At 37.8% G+C, this 15,400-nt stretch carries 10 protein-coding genes; all 10 read left to right on the forward strand.

Features of this window, described 5'->3' with window-relative positions; translation table 11 throughout:
- Positions 1 to 26: 26 nt before the first annotated feature.
- The 10 genes from H8Z79_RS14215 to H8Z79_RS14260 all read left to right on the forward strand — a co-directional run bounded on the left by H8Z79_RS14215 (position 27) and on the right by H8Z79_RS14260 (position 15,273).
- Entirely contained in the window at positions 27 to 1,202 is a 1,176-nt protein-coding gene (locus H8Z79_RS14215) for a class I SAM-dependent methyltransferase (RefSeq protein ID WP_118041056.1), read from the forward strand.
- Positions 1,203 to 1,206: 4 nt separating this feature from the next.
- A complete protein-coding gene (locus H8Z79_RS14220) occupies positions 1,207 to 3,660 on the forward strand; it encodes a hypothetical protein (RefSeq protein WP_015540783.1) in 2,454 nt (817 codons plus the stop codon).
- Between the two features lie 20 nt (positions 3,661 to 3,680).
- Positions 3,681 to 5,171: a UDP-glucose--hexose-1-phosphate uridylyltransferase gene (gene galT, locus H8Z79_RS14225; protein WP_015540784.1), complete on the forward strand. Its 1,491-nt coding sequence runs from the start codon at positions 3,681 to 3,683 to the stop codon at positions 5,169 to 5,171.
- A gap of 239 nt (positions 5,172 to 5,410) precedes the next feature.
- A complete protein-coding gene (locus H8Z79_RS14230; protein ID WP_118041058.1) occupies positions 5,411 to 7,969 on the forward strand; it encodes a type I restriction-modification system subunit M in 2,559 nt (852 codons plus the stop codon).
- A 2-nt stretch (positions 7,970 to 7,971) separates the two neighbouring features.
- Complete coding sequence (locus H8Z79_RS14235; protein ID WP_187002910.1) at positions 7,972 to 9,246, forward strand: restriction endonuclease subunit S; 1,275 nt, start codon at positions 7,972 to 7,974, stop codon at positions 9,244 to 9,246.
- A 254-nt stretch (positions 9,247 to 9,500) separates the two neighbouring features.
- Positions 9,501 to 10,127: a restriction endonuclease subunit S gene (locus tag H8Z79_RS14240; protein ID WP_270497685.1), complete on the forward strand. Its 627-nt coding sequence runs from the start codon at positions 9,501 to 9,503 to the stop codon at positions 10,125 to 10,127.
- 67 nt (positions 10,128 to 10,194) lie between these two features.
- Positions 10,195 to 10,677, forward strand: coding sequence for a DUF3990 domain-containing protein (locus tag H8Z79_RS14245; protein ID WP_015540786.1), 483 nt, complete (start codon positions 10,195 to 10,197; stop codon positions 10,675 to 10,677).
- The gene (locus H8Z79_RS14250) at positions 10,661 to 11,107 is read left to right on the forward strand and encodes a hypothetical protein (protein ID WP_015540787.1); all 447 of its coding nucleotides are present in this window, start codon (positions 10,661 to 10,663) and stop codon (positions 11,105 to 11,107) included. The genes H8Z79_RS14245 and H8Z79_RS14250 overlap by 17 nt, the downstream gene beginning before the upstream one ends.
- Positions 11,108 to 11,129: 22 nt before the next feature.
- Positions 11,130 to 14,264, forward strand: a complete 3,135-nt coding sequence (locus H8Z79_RS14255) for a type I restriction endonuclease subunit R, EcoR124 family (protein WP_118041101.1) — start codon at positions 11,130 to 11,132, stop codon at positions 14,262 to 14,264.
- Between the two features lie 169 nt (positions 14,265 to 14,433).
- Entirely contained in the window at positions 14,434 to 15,273 is an 840-nt protein-coding gene (locus H8Z79_RS14260) for a site-specific integrase (RefSeq protein WP_330607601.1), read from the forward strand.
- The last annotated feature ends 127 nt before the right edge of the window (positions 15,274 to 15,400 follow it).

The following is a 15,400-nucleotide window of genomic DNA, read 5'->3' on the forward strand; positions in this document are numbered from 1 at the left end:
GTGACAGAAAGAAAGACTTATTTTATATGATGACATTACAGGAATTTTTGGAAAAACAATTTGATGAAGAGCTGATGCTTGCAGTTTTAAGCGGTCAGAGAAGCAAGGACAAAGATGCTCCGTCCCGTGTGCGGATACGCCCGATCGAACTGAAAGGCAGTGTCTGTTATCAGGCATCCTCGACGGTGGGAACGAAGGTACTTCACTCGAATCATACAAAGGAAGAAATCATTTCCTATGTGACGGCGAACCTTGGCGAAGGCTGTTTCTCGCAGCTTCAGACACAGGGAAGATGCGTGGATGGCACGGTTCTGGTCAGCAAAAAAGGCAGGCAGACAATCAAAGTCAAAAAGCATTCGGTGCTGGAACCGGTCAGGATTCAGGCGCACAACCGGGTAAAACAATACATTCTGAAAGAGGGGACGGTGGTTCCGTTTCTTGTGGATCTCGGTGTGATGAACCGCGAGGGCAAAATCCACAATACTTCTTATGACAAATTTAAGCAGATCAACCGTTTTCTGGAATTTATTGAGGATATTCTTCCGGCGCTGTCCAGAGAACGGGAGATCACGATTCTGGATTTCGGATGTGGCAAATCTTATCTGACATTTGCCATGTATTACTATCTGAAAGAACTCAAAGGATACGATGTCAATATCATCGGACTTGATCTGAAAGAAGACGTTATTAAGAAATGTAACAGCCTTGCCGGAAAATACGGCTATGACAAGCTGCATTTTCTGCATGGTGATATCGCAGATTATGAAGGTGTACAAAAAGTCGATATGGTCGTGACGCTCCATGCCTGTGACAAAGCGACAGACTATGCACTTGCAAAAGCTGTCGAGTGGGATGCACAGGTGATTCTGTCTGTACCGTGCTGTCAGCATGAGCTGAACAGTCAGATTCACAACGAACTTCTGGAGCCGGTACTGAAATATGGTATCCTGAAAGAACGTATTTCGGCGCTTCTTACAGATGGCATCCGTGCGGAATTGCTTGAATCGCAAGGATATAGTACACAGATCCTTGAATTTATTGATATGGAACATACCCCGAAGAATCTTCTGATCCGTGCGGTCAAAAATGAAAAAGCTCATTTCCCGAAGGGGCTTCCTGCGATGAATGATGCGCTGAACAGCCATCTGACGCTGGAAAAACTGCTTTATCCGGACGGACTGCACTCTGAGAAGGGAGTCTGAAACCATGTTAAAAGTACTGAAAAGGTTTTTGATTCTTCTGATAATTTTTATACTGGGAGTGGCCGGCACAGTGTTTCTGATGAACAATGAAACGACCGATGACCGTTCGGATATGAATAATCCAACACTTCCGGAAGTGATGGTGGATTTTAGCGGAACACTGGCGAACCGTATGTATGGTTACCGGCAGCCGATGGAAGCAGATTTTGTCCGTGACAGTGTGACACCACTGGATACAACGAAGAAACTGACGCTTGCGATTAATCCTTATGACGAAAAGGTAAAGAGTCTTTCTTATGAGGTACGTACTTCTGATGGAACCAAGATTGTCGAAAACCGCAAGATCAAAGATCTGGATTCGTCGGGATCGGACGGTTATATCCGGGCACAGATTGAAATTAACTCCGGTCTTCTGATGAATCAGGAGTATTCCATGCAGCTGACGGTCGATACCAATGATGGGGAAGCCTATTATTATACGCGAGTTGTATCCAGATCCTCTACAAATACGCAGGCTTATGTGAAATTTGCATCTGATTTTGCACAGATGTGTATGGACAAAACTTCGGCAGATAATCTTGCCGCATATCTGGAATCCGCAGAGTCAGCGACAACAAATTTTGCATCCGTTTCCATTAAATCACCACTTTCTGTGATAAGCTGGGGTAATTTAAATCCACAGATCACAAAGAAAGGGATACCGGTCATCAAAGAAATCAATGAAACAACCGCCAGTATTTCACTGGAATATGAAATCTGTGCCGCAAATGAAAACGGTGGTGCGGAATACTATAATGTAACAGATTTCTACCGTCTGCGTTATTCGGAGGACCGTATCCGTCTGCTCGATTTTGAGAGGTCTGCAGGACAGGTATTTGACCCGAAACAGTCGGTGATCACGGATGACGGGCTGCTGCTCGGAGTCCGAAACAAAAATGTGACATATCTTACAAATACAGAGGGAAGTGTGACGGCTTTTGTGCAGGAAGGGGCGCTCTGGACTTACACGCAGAATAACGGCAAGTTTGCGCAGGTGTTTGATTTCCGTAAGGCGGCAAAAGGAGATTTCCGCGATTCACGCACGGAACATGACATTAAGCTTCTGAGTGTGGAAGACGACGGCGATGTCAATTTTATGGTCTATGGTTACATGAACCGCGGAAGCCACGAAGGTTACTGCGGAGCCGGAATCTATCATTACAATCATGATCAGAATGTAGTTGAGGAGAAAGTCTTTATTCCGACGACAGAGTCGTTTGAGTTTTTGAAATCCGATCTCGGTACATTGAGTTATGTAAACAAGAAAAACCAGCTGTTCCTGCTTCTTTCCGGAAGTCTTTACCAGATCAATATTGATGACAGTGATTATAAAGTTCTGGCGGAAAATATCGACAGCAATCAGTTCGCCGTGTCTGAGACAAATGCGCACGCGGCATGGCGCATTGTGGACGGTGAGCAGACAGGACAGATCGAATACATTGATTTTGATTCACTGAAGACGAGAAATGATACACCGGATGCCTCGCAGCAGCTCCGTGTGCTTGGCTTTATGAATGAAGACCTGATTTACGGAAATGTACTTGACGGGGACAGTCTTACCGATGAAAACGGGCATACGGTCGACGGAATCACATCTATAAAGATTGAGGACTTTGACGGAAATATCAAAAAAGAGTATCATCAGGATGGATATTATATTACAGAGGTGACGGTCGGAAGTTCTATGATGGAATTTAATCTGTCAGAAAAGAATGGAAATGTGTACACCGTAAAGAATAAAGACAATATCATGAATAATAAGAAAACTTCGGCAGATCTGGTTTCTGTGGAGCAGACAAGCACGACACGTCAGGGTGTTATCGTCAAGCTGGTATTCACTGACAAACCGGAGGCAGATGAACCGCTGATTCTTACCGCCAAAATAAAAAACGGCAGCGAGAACATTGTTCAGGTCGAAGTGGACAAGAGCCAGCTTGGAAACGTTTATTATGTATATGCCCGTGGTGGACTGGACAGTGTGTGGACTGATCCGGCACAGGCAGTACTGCAGGCAGACAGCCGGACCGGCGTGGTTTTGAACCGGGCACAGCAATATGTCTGGGAACGTGGAAATATAAAAACACAGCTTACGCTGAATACGGAGGATGTTCCTGAGATCATCCGAAGTGGTTCATGGGATAAAGACAAGTTGCAGGAAGGGCTGGGTGATTCCGGAACCGTGATCGACCTTACCGGATGCAGTCTGGAAAATGTCCTTTATGAGATCAGCGCACAGCGTGCAGTTATAGCAAAAACCGGTGCAGATACCAGTGTCGTGATCGTCGGATATGACGCATACAATACATGGCTTCTGGATCCTGCGACAGGCGAAGTCAGCCCGTATGGAATGAACGACAGTACCGCTCTTTTCCAGCAGGCGGGTAATGTGTTTATTTCTTATCTTGATAACCAAAAATAATTTTACAGGGGGACAGGCTTATGTTAAGCAAAGGCATCGCAAAACTTGTACAGTATGGAGTTGAGTCAGGACTGGTTCCGGAGTGTGAGAAAAATTACACAACGAACCTTCTTCTGGATGTATTTCACGAAGATGAATACACCGAGCCGGAGGAGGAATTTTCCGGTGTGGATCTGGAAGAAACTCTGAATGAACTTCTGGATGAAGCAGTAAAGAGGGGACTGATCGAAGACAGTGTGGTTTACCGTGATCTCTTTGACACCAGACTGATGAATTGCCTGATGCCCCGTCCGGCACAGGTTCAGAAAGAGTTCTGGGACAGATATCAGGATGATCCGCAGAATGCAACGGATTATTTTTACAAACTGAGCCAGGACAGCAATTATATCCGCCGTTATCGTGTAAAGAAAGACCAGAAATGGAAAGTGGACAGCCCGTATGGAGAAATCGATATCACGATCAACCTTTCCAAACCGGAAAAAGATCCGAAAGCGATCGCGGCAGCAAAGAATGCCAAAGCAAGCAGTTATCCGAAATGTCTCCTCTGCCCGGAAAACGAGGGATACGCAGGCCGTGTCAATCATCCGGCGAGACAGAACCACAGAATCATTCCGATTACGATCAATGATACACCATGGGGATTCCAGTATTCTCCATATGTATATTACAATGAACACTGTATTGTGTTTAACAGCAAGCATACCCCGATGAAGATCGAGAGAAATGCATTTATCAAGCTGTTTGATTTTGTTAAACTGTTCCCGCATTATTTCCTTGGTTCCAATGCGGATCTTCCGATCGTTGGCGGCTCCATTCTGAGCCATGATCATTTTCAGGGAGGTCATTATACATTTGCAATGGCAAAAGCTCCGATCGAGAAACATGTGACAATCCCGGGTTATGAGGATGTAGAGGCCGGCATCGTTAAGTGGCCGCTGTCTGTGCTTCGTATCCGCCATAAAGACTCTGACCGTCTGGTTGACCTTGCGACACATGTACTGGAAGTGTGGAGAGGCTATACCGATGAAGCAGCATTTATTTTTGCAGAGACAGACGGTGAACCGCACAACACGATCACTCCGATCGCGCGTAAAGTCGGTGATATATATGAACTGGATCTGACGCTTCGAAACAACATCACGACTGAGGAAAATCCGCTCGGTGTGTATCATCCGCATGCACAGTATCATCACATCAAAAAAGAAAATATCGGCCTCATCGAGGTTATGGGACTTGCGGTACTTCCGGCACGACTGAAAGAAGAATTGGAACTTCTCGAAGAATACATTCTGGAAGGCAAAGACATCACTTCCAACGAAAAGATCGAGAAACATGCGGCATGGGCGGCAGAAGTGCTCCCGAAATACAAGGACATCAACAAAGACAACATCCATGAGATCCTCCGGAAAGAGGTCGGCATTGTGTTTGTACATGTACTCGAAGATGCCGGTGTATACAAATGCACACCAGAAGGAAGAGAAGCATTTATGAGATTCATCGAGACATTATAATGAGCCTGGAAGCAAAAGCTTCAACAATATGAGCTACATAATACAGAGAACAGGAGAGCCCGGAAGAAATTCCGGGTTCTTTGCTTGTTTATTAAAGAAAAAGTTGTGACTTACGCTAATTCAGAGAGTAAGAGATTTTTGTTTAAAGCTAAAAGTGGATATGGTATTATGTAAATAAATATAGATATTTTAAATTTGTTTAAATTATATATAAGGACAAGCAGGAGGAGACCGGTGAAATGAATAAACAGCAGCTGGCAAACAGAATTTGGGAGTCTGCCAATAGAATGCGTTCAAAAATAGAAGCTAACGAATATAAAGATTACATTTTAGGATTTATTTTTTATAAATATCTGTCAGATACAGAAGTGGAATGGTTAAAAGAAAATGATTTTACGGATGAAGATATCAGAACATTAGCTGATTTTGAAACAGTTAAATATGTACAGGATAATTTAGGATATTTTATTTCATATGAAAATTTATATTCTACATGGATTAACATGGGAAATGATTTTTCTGTTTCGAATGTAACAGATGCATTATCAGCATTTAGCAGGTTGATCAGTCCGACGCATAAACCGGTTTTTGAAAACATTTTTCGAACACTTGAAACGGGGCTTAGTAAATTAGGAGATACATCAGGTGCGAGAACAAAAGCCATCAGAGGGTTACTACAGCTTATTAGAGATATTCCTATGGATGGAAGGCAAGATTACGATGTTTTAGGCTTTATATATGAATATCTGATTGAAAAATTTGCTTCAAATGCAGGAAAAAAGGCCGGAGAGTTTTACACACCTCATGAAGTTTCTTTTTTAATGTCGGAGATAGTTGCACACCATTTGAGAGACAGAAATGAGATAAAGATTTATGATCCTACAAGTGGATCTGGTTCATTACTTATCAATATTGGACGAAGCGTTGCAAAATATGTTGGCAGCGACAATAACATAAAATATTATGCGCAGGAACTTAAGGAAAATACGTATAATTTAACGAGAATGAATCTGATAATGAGGGGGATAAAGCCTGATAACATAGTAACCAGAAATGGCGATACCCTGGAAGAAGACTGGCCATTTTTTGATGATAATGATCCGGTGAATACGTATGATCCCGTTTATGTGGATGCAGTAGTATCTAATCCGCCGTATTCTCAGGTATGGGATCCGGCAAATAAAGAACATGATCCACGTTATTCGAGATTCGGTCTGGCACCTAAGGGAAAAGCTGATTATGCTTTTTTACTTCACGATTTATTTCATATGAAACCAGATGGAGTTATGACAATTGTTCTTCCGCACGGTGTTCTTTTTCGTGGAGGAGAAGAAGGCGAGATTCGAAAAAAACTGATTGAGAACAATCATATTGATACTATTATTGGTTTACCGGCAAATATTTTTTATGGTACTGGTATTCCGACGATTGTCATGGTGTTAAAACAGAAAAGGGATAACACAGATATTTTAATCATAGATGCATCAAAAGGTTTTGTGAAGGATGGGAAAAATAATAAGTTGCGTGCATGCGACATTAAAAAAATAGTAGATGTTGTAAAAGCACGAAAAAAAATAGAGCGCTATTCCAGAGTGATAACGAAAGATGAAATACGAAGAAATGATTATAATCTGAATATTTCACGCTATGTTGATTCCTCAGAGAAAGCCGAAAACTGGGATATTTATGCTACAATGCTTGGAGGCATTCCGAAGAGAGAAATTAATGAACTGGAGGAATATTGGAGTGCATTTCCACAATTGAAAAAAGAACTGTTCGTTGAAACTGATAGTCCTTATACAGAACTTGCAATAAAAGATATAAAAAATTATGTGGAAAATCATACCGATATTCAGCAATTCAGGGAGACTTTTCAAAAGCAATTTTCTAATTTCAAATTATATTTAAAAGATATATTGCTGGATCAGATGGAGAACATGATAATATCACAGGGAGAAAGCAATCTGTCTGATGATATTTTTCAACGTTTAAAAATGATACCTCTCATAGATAAATATGAAGCCTACCAACTTCTTCATGAAGATTGGGAGAAAATAGCAGTGGATCTGGAAATTGTACAGACCGAGGGATTTGAAGCAACCAGAAAAGTAGATCCTAATATGGTGATAAAAAAGAAAAATGGAAAAGATGAAGAAGTTCAGGATGGCTGGGCAGGTCACGTAATACCATTTGAAAGTGTACAGGAAACATTACTTATTGAAGAAACAAAAGAACTAAAGCTAAAAGAAAAGCGTCTGTCAGAGCTTCCGGCATTGTATGAGGAAATGGCAGAATCATTGAGCGAAGAAGAAAAAGAAGAGGATTATTTTAATGACGGATCTTTTGTAGCAAAAGAAGTAAATAAGAAATTGAAAGAGTTAAAGAAAGATGCTTTGGAGGAAAGTATTGTTCTGGCAGAAAAGCTCAGCAAGGTTGAAATGTTGATGCAGGAAGAAAAGAAACTGAAGTCTGAAATAAAAAAAGAGACAGTTGCATTACAAAATAAAACTAAGGAAACAATTGAAAGTTTATCAGATAGTCAGGTAAAGATGTTACTGGAGAAAAAATGGATTGACAGTCTGATAGATAATCTTAATAAGCTTCCGGAAAATGTCATAAATACTTTGGTAGGGGATATAAAAGCATTACAAAAAAAATATGAGATAACCTTTTTTGATGTTGAACGTGAAATAAGAGAAACAGAGCAGAAACTGGCGTTAATGATTGATGAACTTGTAGGAGATGAGTTTGATATGAAAGGGCTTGGTGAATTTAAAAAGCTTCTGACTGGTGAGTGATTATGGAAAAAAAGAAAAAACCGGAGATAAGATTTGAAGGATTCACGGATGATTGGGAACAGCGTAAGTTGAAGGATGTATATGGTTCGATTGGTAATGCATTTGTAGGAACTGCTACTCCATACTATGTAGAACACGGACATTTTTATCTGGAATCTAACAATATAAAAGATGGGAAAATAAATCATAACTCTGAAATTTTCATAAATGATGAATTCTATGAAAAGCAAAAAGAGAAATGGTTACATACCGGAGATATAGTTATGGTTCAGTCTGGTCATGTTGGACATGCAGCTGTAATCCCTGAAGAATTGGACAATACAGCGGCTCATGCCTTAATCATGTTTAAAAATCCAAAAGAGAAAATTGAACCTTACTTTTTAAATTATGAGTATCAGACTGATAAAGCCAAGAAGAAAATAGAGAATATTACTACTGGTAATACCATAAAACATATCCTTGCATCAGATATGCAAGAATTTGAAGTTGATGTTCCAAAATGTAAAGAACAGAAAGTGATTGCTAGTTATTTTTGCAAATTCGACCACCTCATCACCCTTCACCAGCGTAAGTATAAAAAGTTGAAAAATGTAAAAAAATCCATGTTAGAAAAAATGTTTCCGTCAAAAGGATGCAAAGTGCCGGAAATTCGATTTTCCGGATTCACGGACGATTGGGAACAGCGTAAGTTGAAGGATATACTGGTTAACTTGCAGAATAATACACTTTCCAGAGCTGATTTGTTGAATGAGGCGGGAGTTGCAAAGAATGTTCATTATGGTGATGTGCTTATCAAATTTGGAGAGGTTTTAGATATAAATAAAGAGACTCTTCCAATGATTTCAGATGAAAGTGTTTTGATGAAATATAAGGCTTCATTTTTGCAGAATGGAGATGTAATTGTTGCCGATACAGCAGAAGACTCAACTGTCGGAAAATGCAGTGAAATAGATGGATTGCTTGATGAAGTTGTACTGTCTGGACTACATACTATTCCATACAGACCTATAGAAAAATTTGCTTCTGGGTATTTGGGATATTATCTAAATTCCAGTGTTTATCATAATCAGTTGATACCTTTGATGCAGGGAATTAAGGTTACATCAATTTCAAAATCGGCTATGCAGGATACAGACATTGTTTATCCTAAATCTGTGGAAGAACAGGGCAAGATTGGTGATTATTTTAGAAGTCTTGACCACCTCATCACTCTTTACCAGCGTGAGTTGGAAAAATTGAAAAATATAAAGAAGACATTGTTGGAAAAGATGTTTTAATGAAGTTTCAAATTGTTGGATGTTAATATATGATGTAGAAAAAAATAGAATTATTCGAAATGTCTTTTTAATGAATAAGAAGTCTAATTATAAAGCAAACAAAAGCCGCTATTCTGAACAATATTAAACATAAAAATTTCTATTCAATGTCAGAGCATAAAGAAAGGCTTCGTCATAAAACATAAAATGTTTCCAGATATAAAAATAAATACAGATATTGTCAGAGAATAGTTCTGAAAAATAACTTTTAAATAATATACAAATTAAAATATTCTTGGGAACAGCGTAAGTTGAAGGATATACTGGTTAACTTGCAGAATAATACACTTTCCAGAGTTGATTTGTCGAATGAGGCAGGAGTTGCAAAGAATGTTCATTATGGTGATGTGCTTATCAAATTTGGAGAGGTTTTAGATGTAAATAAAGAGACTCTTCCAATGATTTCAGATGAAAGTGTTTTGATGAAATATAAGGCTTCATTTTTGCAGAACGGAGATGTAATTGTTGCCGATACAGCAGAAGACTCAACTGTCGGAAAATGCAGTGAAATAGATGGATTGCTTGATGAAGTTGTACTGTCTGGACTACATACTATTCCATACAGACCTATAGAAAAATTTGCTTCTGGGTATTTGGGATATTATCTAAATTCCAGTGTTTATCATAATCAGTTGATACCTTTGATGCAGGGAATCAAGGTTACATCAATTTCAAAATCGGCTATGCAGGATACAGACATTGTTTATCCTAAATCTGTGGAAGAACAGGGCAAGATTGGTGATTATTTTAGAAGTCTCGACCGTCTCATCACTCTTCACCAGCGTAAGGTGAAAATACTGAAATTCATTAAAAAATTATTGTTGGAAAAGATGCTCGTGTAGAAATAATACAGTAAACAGAGATAACAGAAAAAATTGTGCAAATATATTAAGGAAAGAAGTGGATATAATGTCAGATGTTAAGATGGAATTGTACCATGGAAGCGGTGATATTGTTGAATTTCCAGAAATAAGAAAAACAAGATATACAAAAGATTTTTCATGGGGGTTTTATTGTACACAAAGTTATGAGCAGGCACACCGATGGGCAGAGAGAAGACATACACATGGGGTTGTTAATGTGTATATTTATCATGAAAATCCGGAACTCAGAATCAAAAAATTTCCAAAAATGACAGACGAGTGGCTGGACTTTATTGCGGAATGCCGATCAGGAAAAATACATGACTATGATATTGTAGAAGGTCCTATGGCAGATGATACTATCTGGAATTTCGTGAATGATTTTTTGAATGGAAATATAAGTCGATCAGTTTTTTGGGAATATGCTAAATTTAAACATCCGACACATCAGATTAGTTTTCACAGTATAAAAGCATTGGCATGTCTGGAATTTGAGAGGAGTGAAGAAATACATGAACAGGAATTATAAAGAAGAACTGTTTTACCTTTGTTCTTTGATAGAATTTATAGGCCGCAAAACAAACAATAGAAGAGGAGATATAGTTGCCAGATTATCAGATCAGGCATTAGCGCATCAATTAAGAGCAGCAGAGGTAAATCATTGTCTTTCTTTTGAACAGGTATGCGATGAGTGGATTGAAGATTATGGAATTGAAAATGGACAATTTGACAACGTTTCATCCTGCAAATATAAAGTACCAACGGTAATGGATATTGGACGCGTATACCAGACTTTGATTATGGACGTTGAAAAAAGTTATAAAAATATTATTGAAGCAATAAAGGCAGTGTATTTTTCATTTATAAGCAATGAAATTTCAGATTTCAATTCAAGCGTATATTATAGTAACCCGGATTATCTCAGATGTTCGTATGAAGCAGGAAAGCTTTTGGATTAAAACTATTTGAGGAGGAAGGGATATGTGTTTTACAAAAGAAGCAGATTTTGAAGAGGCACTTATAAAAGTATTGTTTGATAAAGGCTGGGAAAGAAAGGTTATAAAATATCCAACAGAAAAAGAACTAATACAAAACTGGGCGGAAATTTTATTTAAGAACAATAATTCCATAGATCGGCTTAATGGAGAACGACTGACCAATGGAGAGATGCAGCAGATTATTGAACAGATTACATTTCTTCGTACACCACTTAAATTGAATGGTTTTATTAACGGAAAAAATATATCTATTATTCGCGATAACCAGAAAGATAAATTACATTTTGGAAAAGAAATAAGTTTAAAGATTTATGACAGAAGAGAAATTGCGGCAGGACAAAGTTATTACCAAATAGTTCAGCAACCGATATTTACTGGTAGATCGTCGATTTTTAATGGTCGTCGAGGCGATCTGATGTTACTGATTAATGGGATGCCGGTAATACATATTGAATTAAAACGCAGTGGTATTCCGGTAAGCCAGGCATGTAATCAAATAGAAAAGTATGCACATGAGGGGATCTTTTCAGGTTTATTTTCACTTATACAGGTATTTGTGGCAATGAATCCGGATGAGACCGTATATTTTGCAAATCCGGGTCCGGACGGAAAGTTTAATTCAGATTATTATTTCCATTGGGCCGACTTTAACAATGAACCAATTAATAGTTGGAAAGACATTGCTTCGTCACTGTTATCAATTCCGATGGCACATCAGTTAATTGGATTCTATACAGTAGCAGATAATTCTGATGGAATTCTTAAGGTGATGAGAAGTTATCAATACTATGCAGCAAATGCAATATCTGATAAAGTGTCTCGAACACGATGGAATGAGGGAAATCAGCTTGGAGGCTATGTGTGGCATACAACAGGATCTGGAAAAACTATGACAAGTTTTAAGTCTGCACAGCTTATTGCAAATTCAAATGATGCTGACAAGGTTGTTTTTCTTACGGATAGAATTGAATTGGGAACACAGTCACTTAAAGAGTACAGAGCGTTTGCAGATGAAACAGAATCCGTACAGGCAACAGAAAATACTAATGTGTTAATTGCAAAGCTTAAAAGTCCAGATACCGGAGATACTTTAATTGTAACGTCTATTCAAAAGATGAGCAATATCAAAGAAGAAGGATTTAATAGTAGAGATATTGAACTGATCAGTAAAAAACGACTTGTTTTTATTGTTGATGAAGCACATAGATCCACTTTTGGTGATATGTTGATTGCCATAAAACGTACATTTACAAATGCTATTTTTTTTGGATTTACCGGGACTCCAATAAAAAAGGAAAACGAAAAAAAGATGAATACTACGGCAACCGTTTTTGGAAACGAGTTGCACGAATATAGTATTGCAGATGGAATTCGTGATAAAAATGTGCTTGGTTTTGATACATACAAAATTCTCACATTTAAAGACAGAGATATCAGAAAGGCAGTGGCGCTGGATAAAGCGAAAAGTAAAAGTGAAGAAGAGGCAATTTCTGACCCTCGAAAAGCCTCCATATATTATAAATATATGGATAGCTCGCAGATTAAGATGGCAGGTTTTAAAGACACAGCCGGAAACTATGTAAAAGGTATAGAAGATTATATTCCAAAGATACAATATAAAACTGAAGAACATAAGGATAAAGTTGTAGAAGATATAAAAGTTAATTGGAAGTGCCTGAGTCATAATAAAAAATTTCATGGAATTTTTGCAACCAGTAGTATTGCTGAGGCAATTCAGTATTACAGAAAAATAAAAAAGGAAATGCCAGAGTTAAAGTGTACATGTTTGTTTGATCCGAATATTGATAATAATGACGGGGTGCTTTTTAAAGAAGATGGCTTGGAAGAGATTATTTTAGACTATAATGAAAGGTATCAAACAGAATTTAAAGTTTCGACACATGCTTCTTTTAAAAAAGATATAGCATTAAGAATGGCTCATAAAGAAGCTTATAAACTAATTGAAAGAAAACCTGAACAACAGCTGGATTTACTGATTGTTGTAGACCAGATGTTGACGGGATTTGATTCAAAGTGGGTAAATACGCTTTATTTGGATAAAAAACTGGAATATGAAAATATTATTCAGGCTTTTTCCAGAACAAATCGTTTGGCCGGTCCAGATAAGCCATTTGGAACGATTCGCTATTATCGAAAACCACATACAATGGAATATAATATAAATGAAGCAGTAAAGCTATATTCTGGGGATAAACCGCTTGAACTGTTTGTTCCAAAGTTGAAATACAATATCCAGAAAATAAATACTATTTACAAAGATATAGAGGAGTTGTTTATACATGCAGAAATCACATCATTTTCAAAATTACCTGATGATGCTTCGGAAAGAGGACAATTTGTTCGGCTTTTTAATCAACTTAATTCCTATTTAGAAGCTGCAAAAATTCAGGGCTTTGACTGGTCGAAGAGTATTTATGAATTTGAAGAAGAAAATGAAAAAGTAGAAGTAAAAGTATGCTTTGATAAAAAGATATATTTGGTTTTATTGCAGAGATATAAAGAATTGAGCAGAGGAGGGGGGACAGGAGAAAGTGAGGAGGTTCCATATGATCTGAACGGATATTTAGTTGAAATTGATACGGGAGTTATTGATGCTCAGTATATGAATAGTCGTTTTGTTAAATATTTAAAATTACTAAAACAAAAGGAAATTTCACCGGACTTATTGGAGATGGCATTAAATGATTTGCACAAAACGTTTGCTACATTGACGCAGGAGGAACAAAAATATGCGAATATATTTCTCCATGATGTTGAACGAGGGGATATCCAGATAGAACAGGGAAAAACATTTCGGGAATATATTATTGAATATCAGTGTAGGGATAAGGAAGATTTAATACATCGTTTTTCAACGTATATAGGAGTAGATGAAGATAAGCTTCGAGATATGATGGGATTGAAACTCACAGAAGCAAACATAAATGAATTTGGAAGGTTTGATGAATTAAAACGGACAATTGATAAAAATAAAGCGAAGAAGTATTTTGAATCAGTTGAACATAAAAAACTTAGTCCTCCAATAATTAATATTAAACTTGATCGCATTTTGCGGAATTTTATCTTGAATGGTGGAATGGAAATGAGAAACATGTAATTGTTAAAAAGGAGCAGGAAAAATCCTGCTTCTTTTCGTTTATCAGCGCAGATTTGCAGATGACATTCAGGAGGAAGCCGCTATGTTACAGGAAGTGAAAAGGACAGATTTGTTTTGTGAATATTAAAAAAAATGGGTAGCTGTTTACAAGTCAGGGGCAATTAGAAAAGTGACGTTAGACAAATATCTGATGACACAAAAATGGCTGGAAAAATTAATTCCTGATTTGCAAATATATGAAATGACTCGTATAGTGTATCAACAGATTATAAATGATTATGCGATATATCATGAACGACAGACGACGATGGACTTTCATCATCAGTTAAAAGGAGCTATTCTGGATGCAGTAGATGAAGGGCTTATTGACCGGGATCCAACGAGAAAAATAATTATAAAAGGAAAGACTCCGGCACCTAAAAAGATAAAATATTTAAATCAATTTGAGTTACATTTATTATTGACAAACTTAAATTTAGGAACAGAAATAAGTTGGGAATGGTTCATTTTATTAGTTGCAAAAACAGGAATGCGATTTTCTGAGGCATTGGCACTGACACCTAAAGATTTTGATTTTGCACATCAGGTGCTCTCTGTTAATAAAACCTGGGATTATAAAGGAAAAGGGGGATTTTTGCCAACAAAAAATAAGTCGTCAGTGCGAAAAATTCAGATAGACTGGCAGACAGTTATTCGGTTTTCTGAATTGATAAAAGGACTGCCGGAAAACGAACCGATTTTTGTAAAGGGTCAAGTTTATAATTCTACAGTGAATACTGTACTGAGTCGATGTTGTCATAAAGCAAAAGTACCAGAAATTACGGTTCATGGATTGAGACATACGCATGCTTCTCTGTTACTGTTTGCAGGTGTTTCTATTGCAAGTGTTGCAAGAAGACTTGGACATGCCAGTATGACGACTACGCAGAAAACATATTTACATATTATTCAGGAACTTGAAAATAAAGATATAGATCTTGTTATGAGATCTTTATCAGGATTAAGTTAGGAAATAAAGATAAAGTCTGTGCTGATAAACATATATGCAGAAAAAATTTTACAGCCATGCAACAAAACCATGCTAAAATGACACTAATATACAGATGCATCAAACAGAACACAGAACCGGCGGGGGC

Source organism: Blautia intestinalis, from assembly GCF_014297355.1.
Taxonomy (GTDB): Bacteria; Bacillota; Clostridia; order Lachnospirales; family Lachnospiraceae; genus Blautia_A; species Blautia_A intestinalis.

Coding starts and splice junctions, on each gene's coding strand:
- H8Z79_RS14250 (WP_015540787.1), top strand. CDS start 10,661: ATGAACAGGAATTATAAAGAAGAACTGTTTTACCTTTGTTCTTTGATA.
- H8Z79_RS14235 (WP_187002910.1), top strand. CDS start 7,972: ATGGAAAAAAAGAAAAAACCGGAGATAAGATTTGAAGGATTCACGGAT.
- H8Z79_RS14220 (WP_015540783.1), top strand. CDS start 1,207: ATGTTAAAAGTACTGAAAAGGTTTTTGATTCTTCTGATAATTTTTATA.
- H8Z79_RS14245 (WP_015540786.1), top strand. CDS start 10,195: ATGTCAGATGTTAAGATGGAATTGTACCATGGAAGCGGTGATATTGTT.
- galT (WP_015540784.1), top strand. CDS start 3,681: ATGTTAAGCAAAGGCATCGCAAAACTTGTACAGTATGGAGTTGAGTCA.
- H8Z79_RS14230 (WP_118041058.1), top strand. CDS start 5,411: ATGAATAAACAGCAGCTGGCAAACAGAATTTGGGAGTCTGCCAATAGA.
- H8Z79_RS14215 (WP_118041056.1), top strand. CDS start 27: ATGATGACATTACAGGAATTTTTGGAAAAACAATTTGATGAAGAGCTG.
- H8Z79_RS14255 (WP_118041101.1), top strand. CDS start 11,130: ATGTGTTTTACAAAAGAAGCAGATTTTGAAGAGGCACTTATAAAAGTA.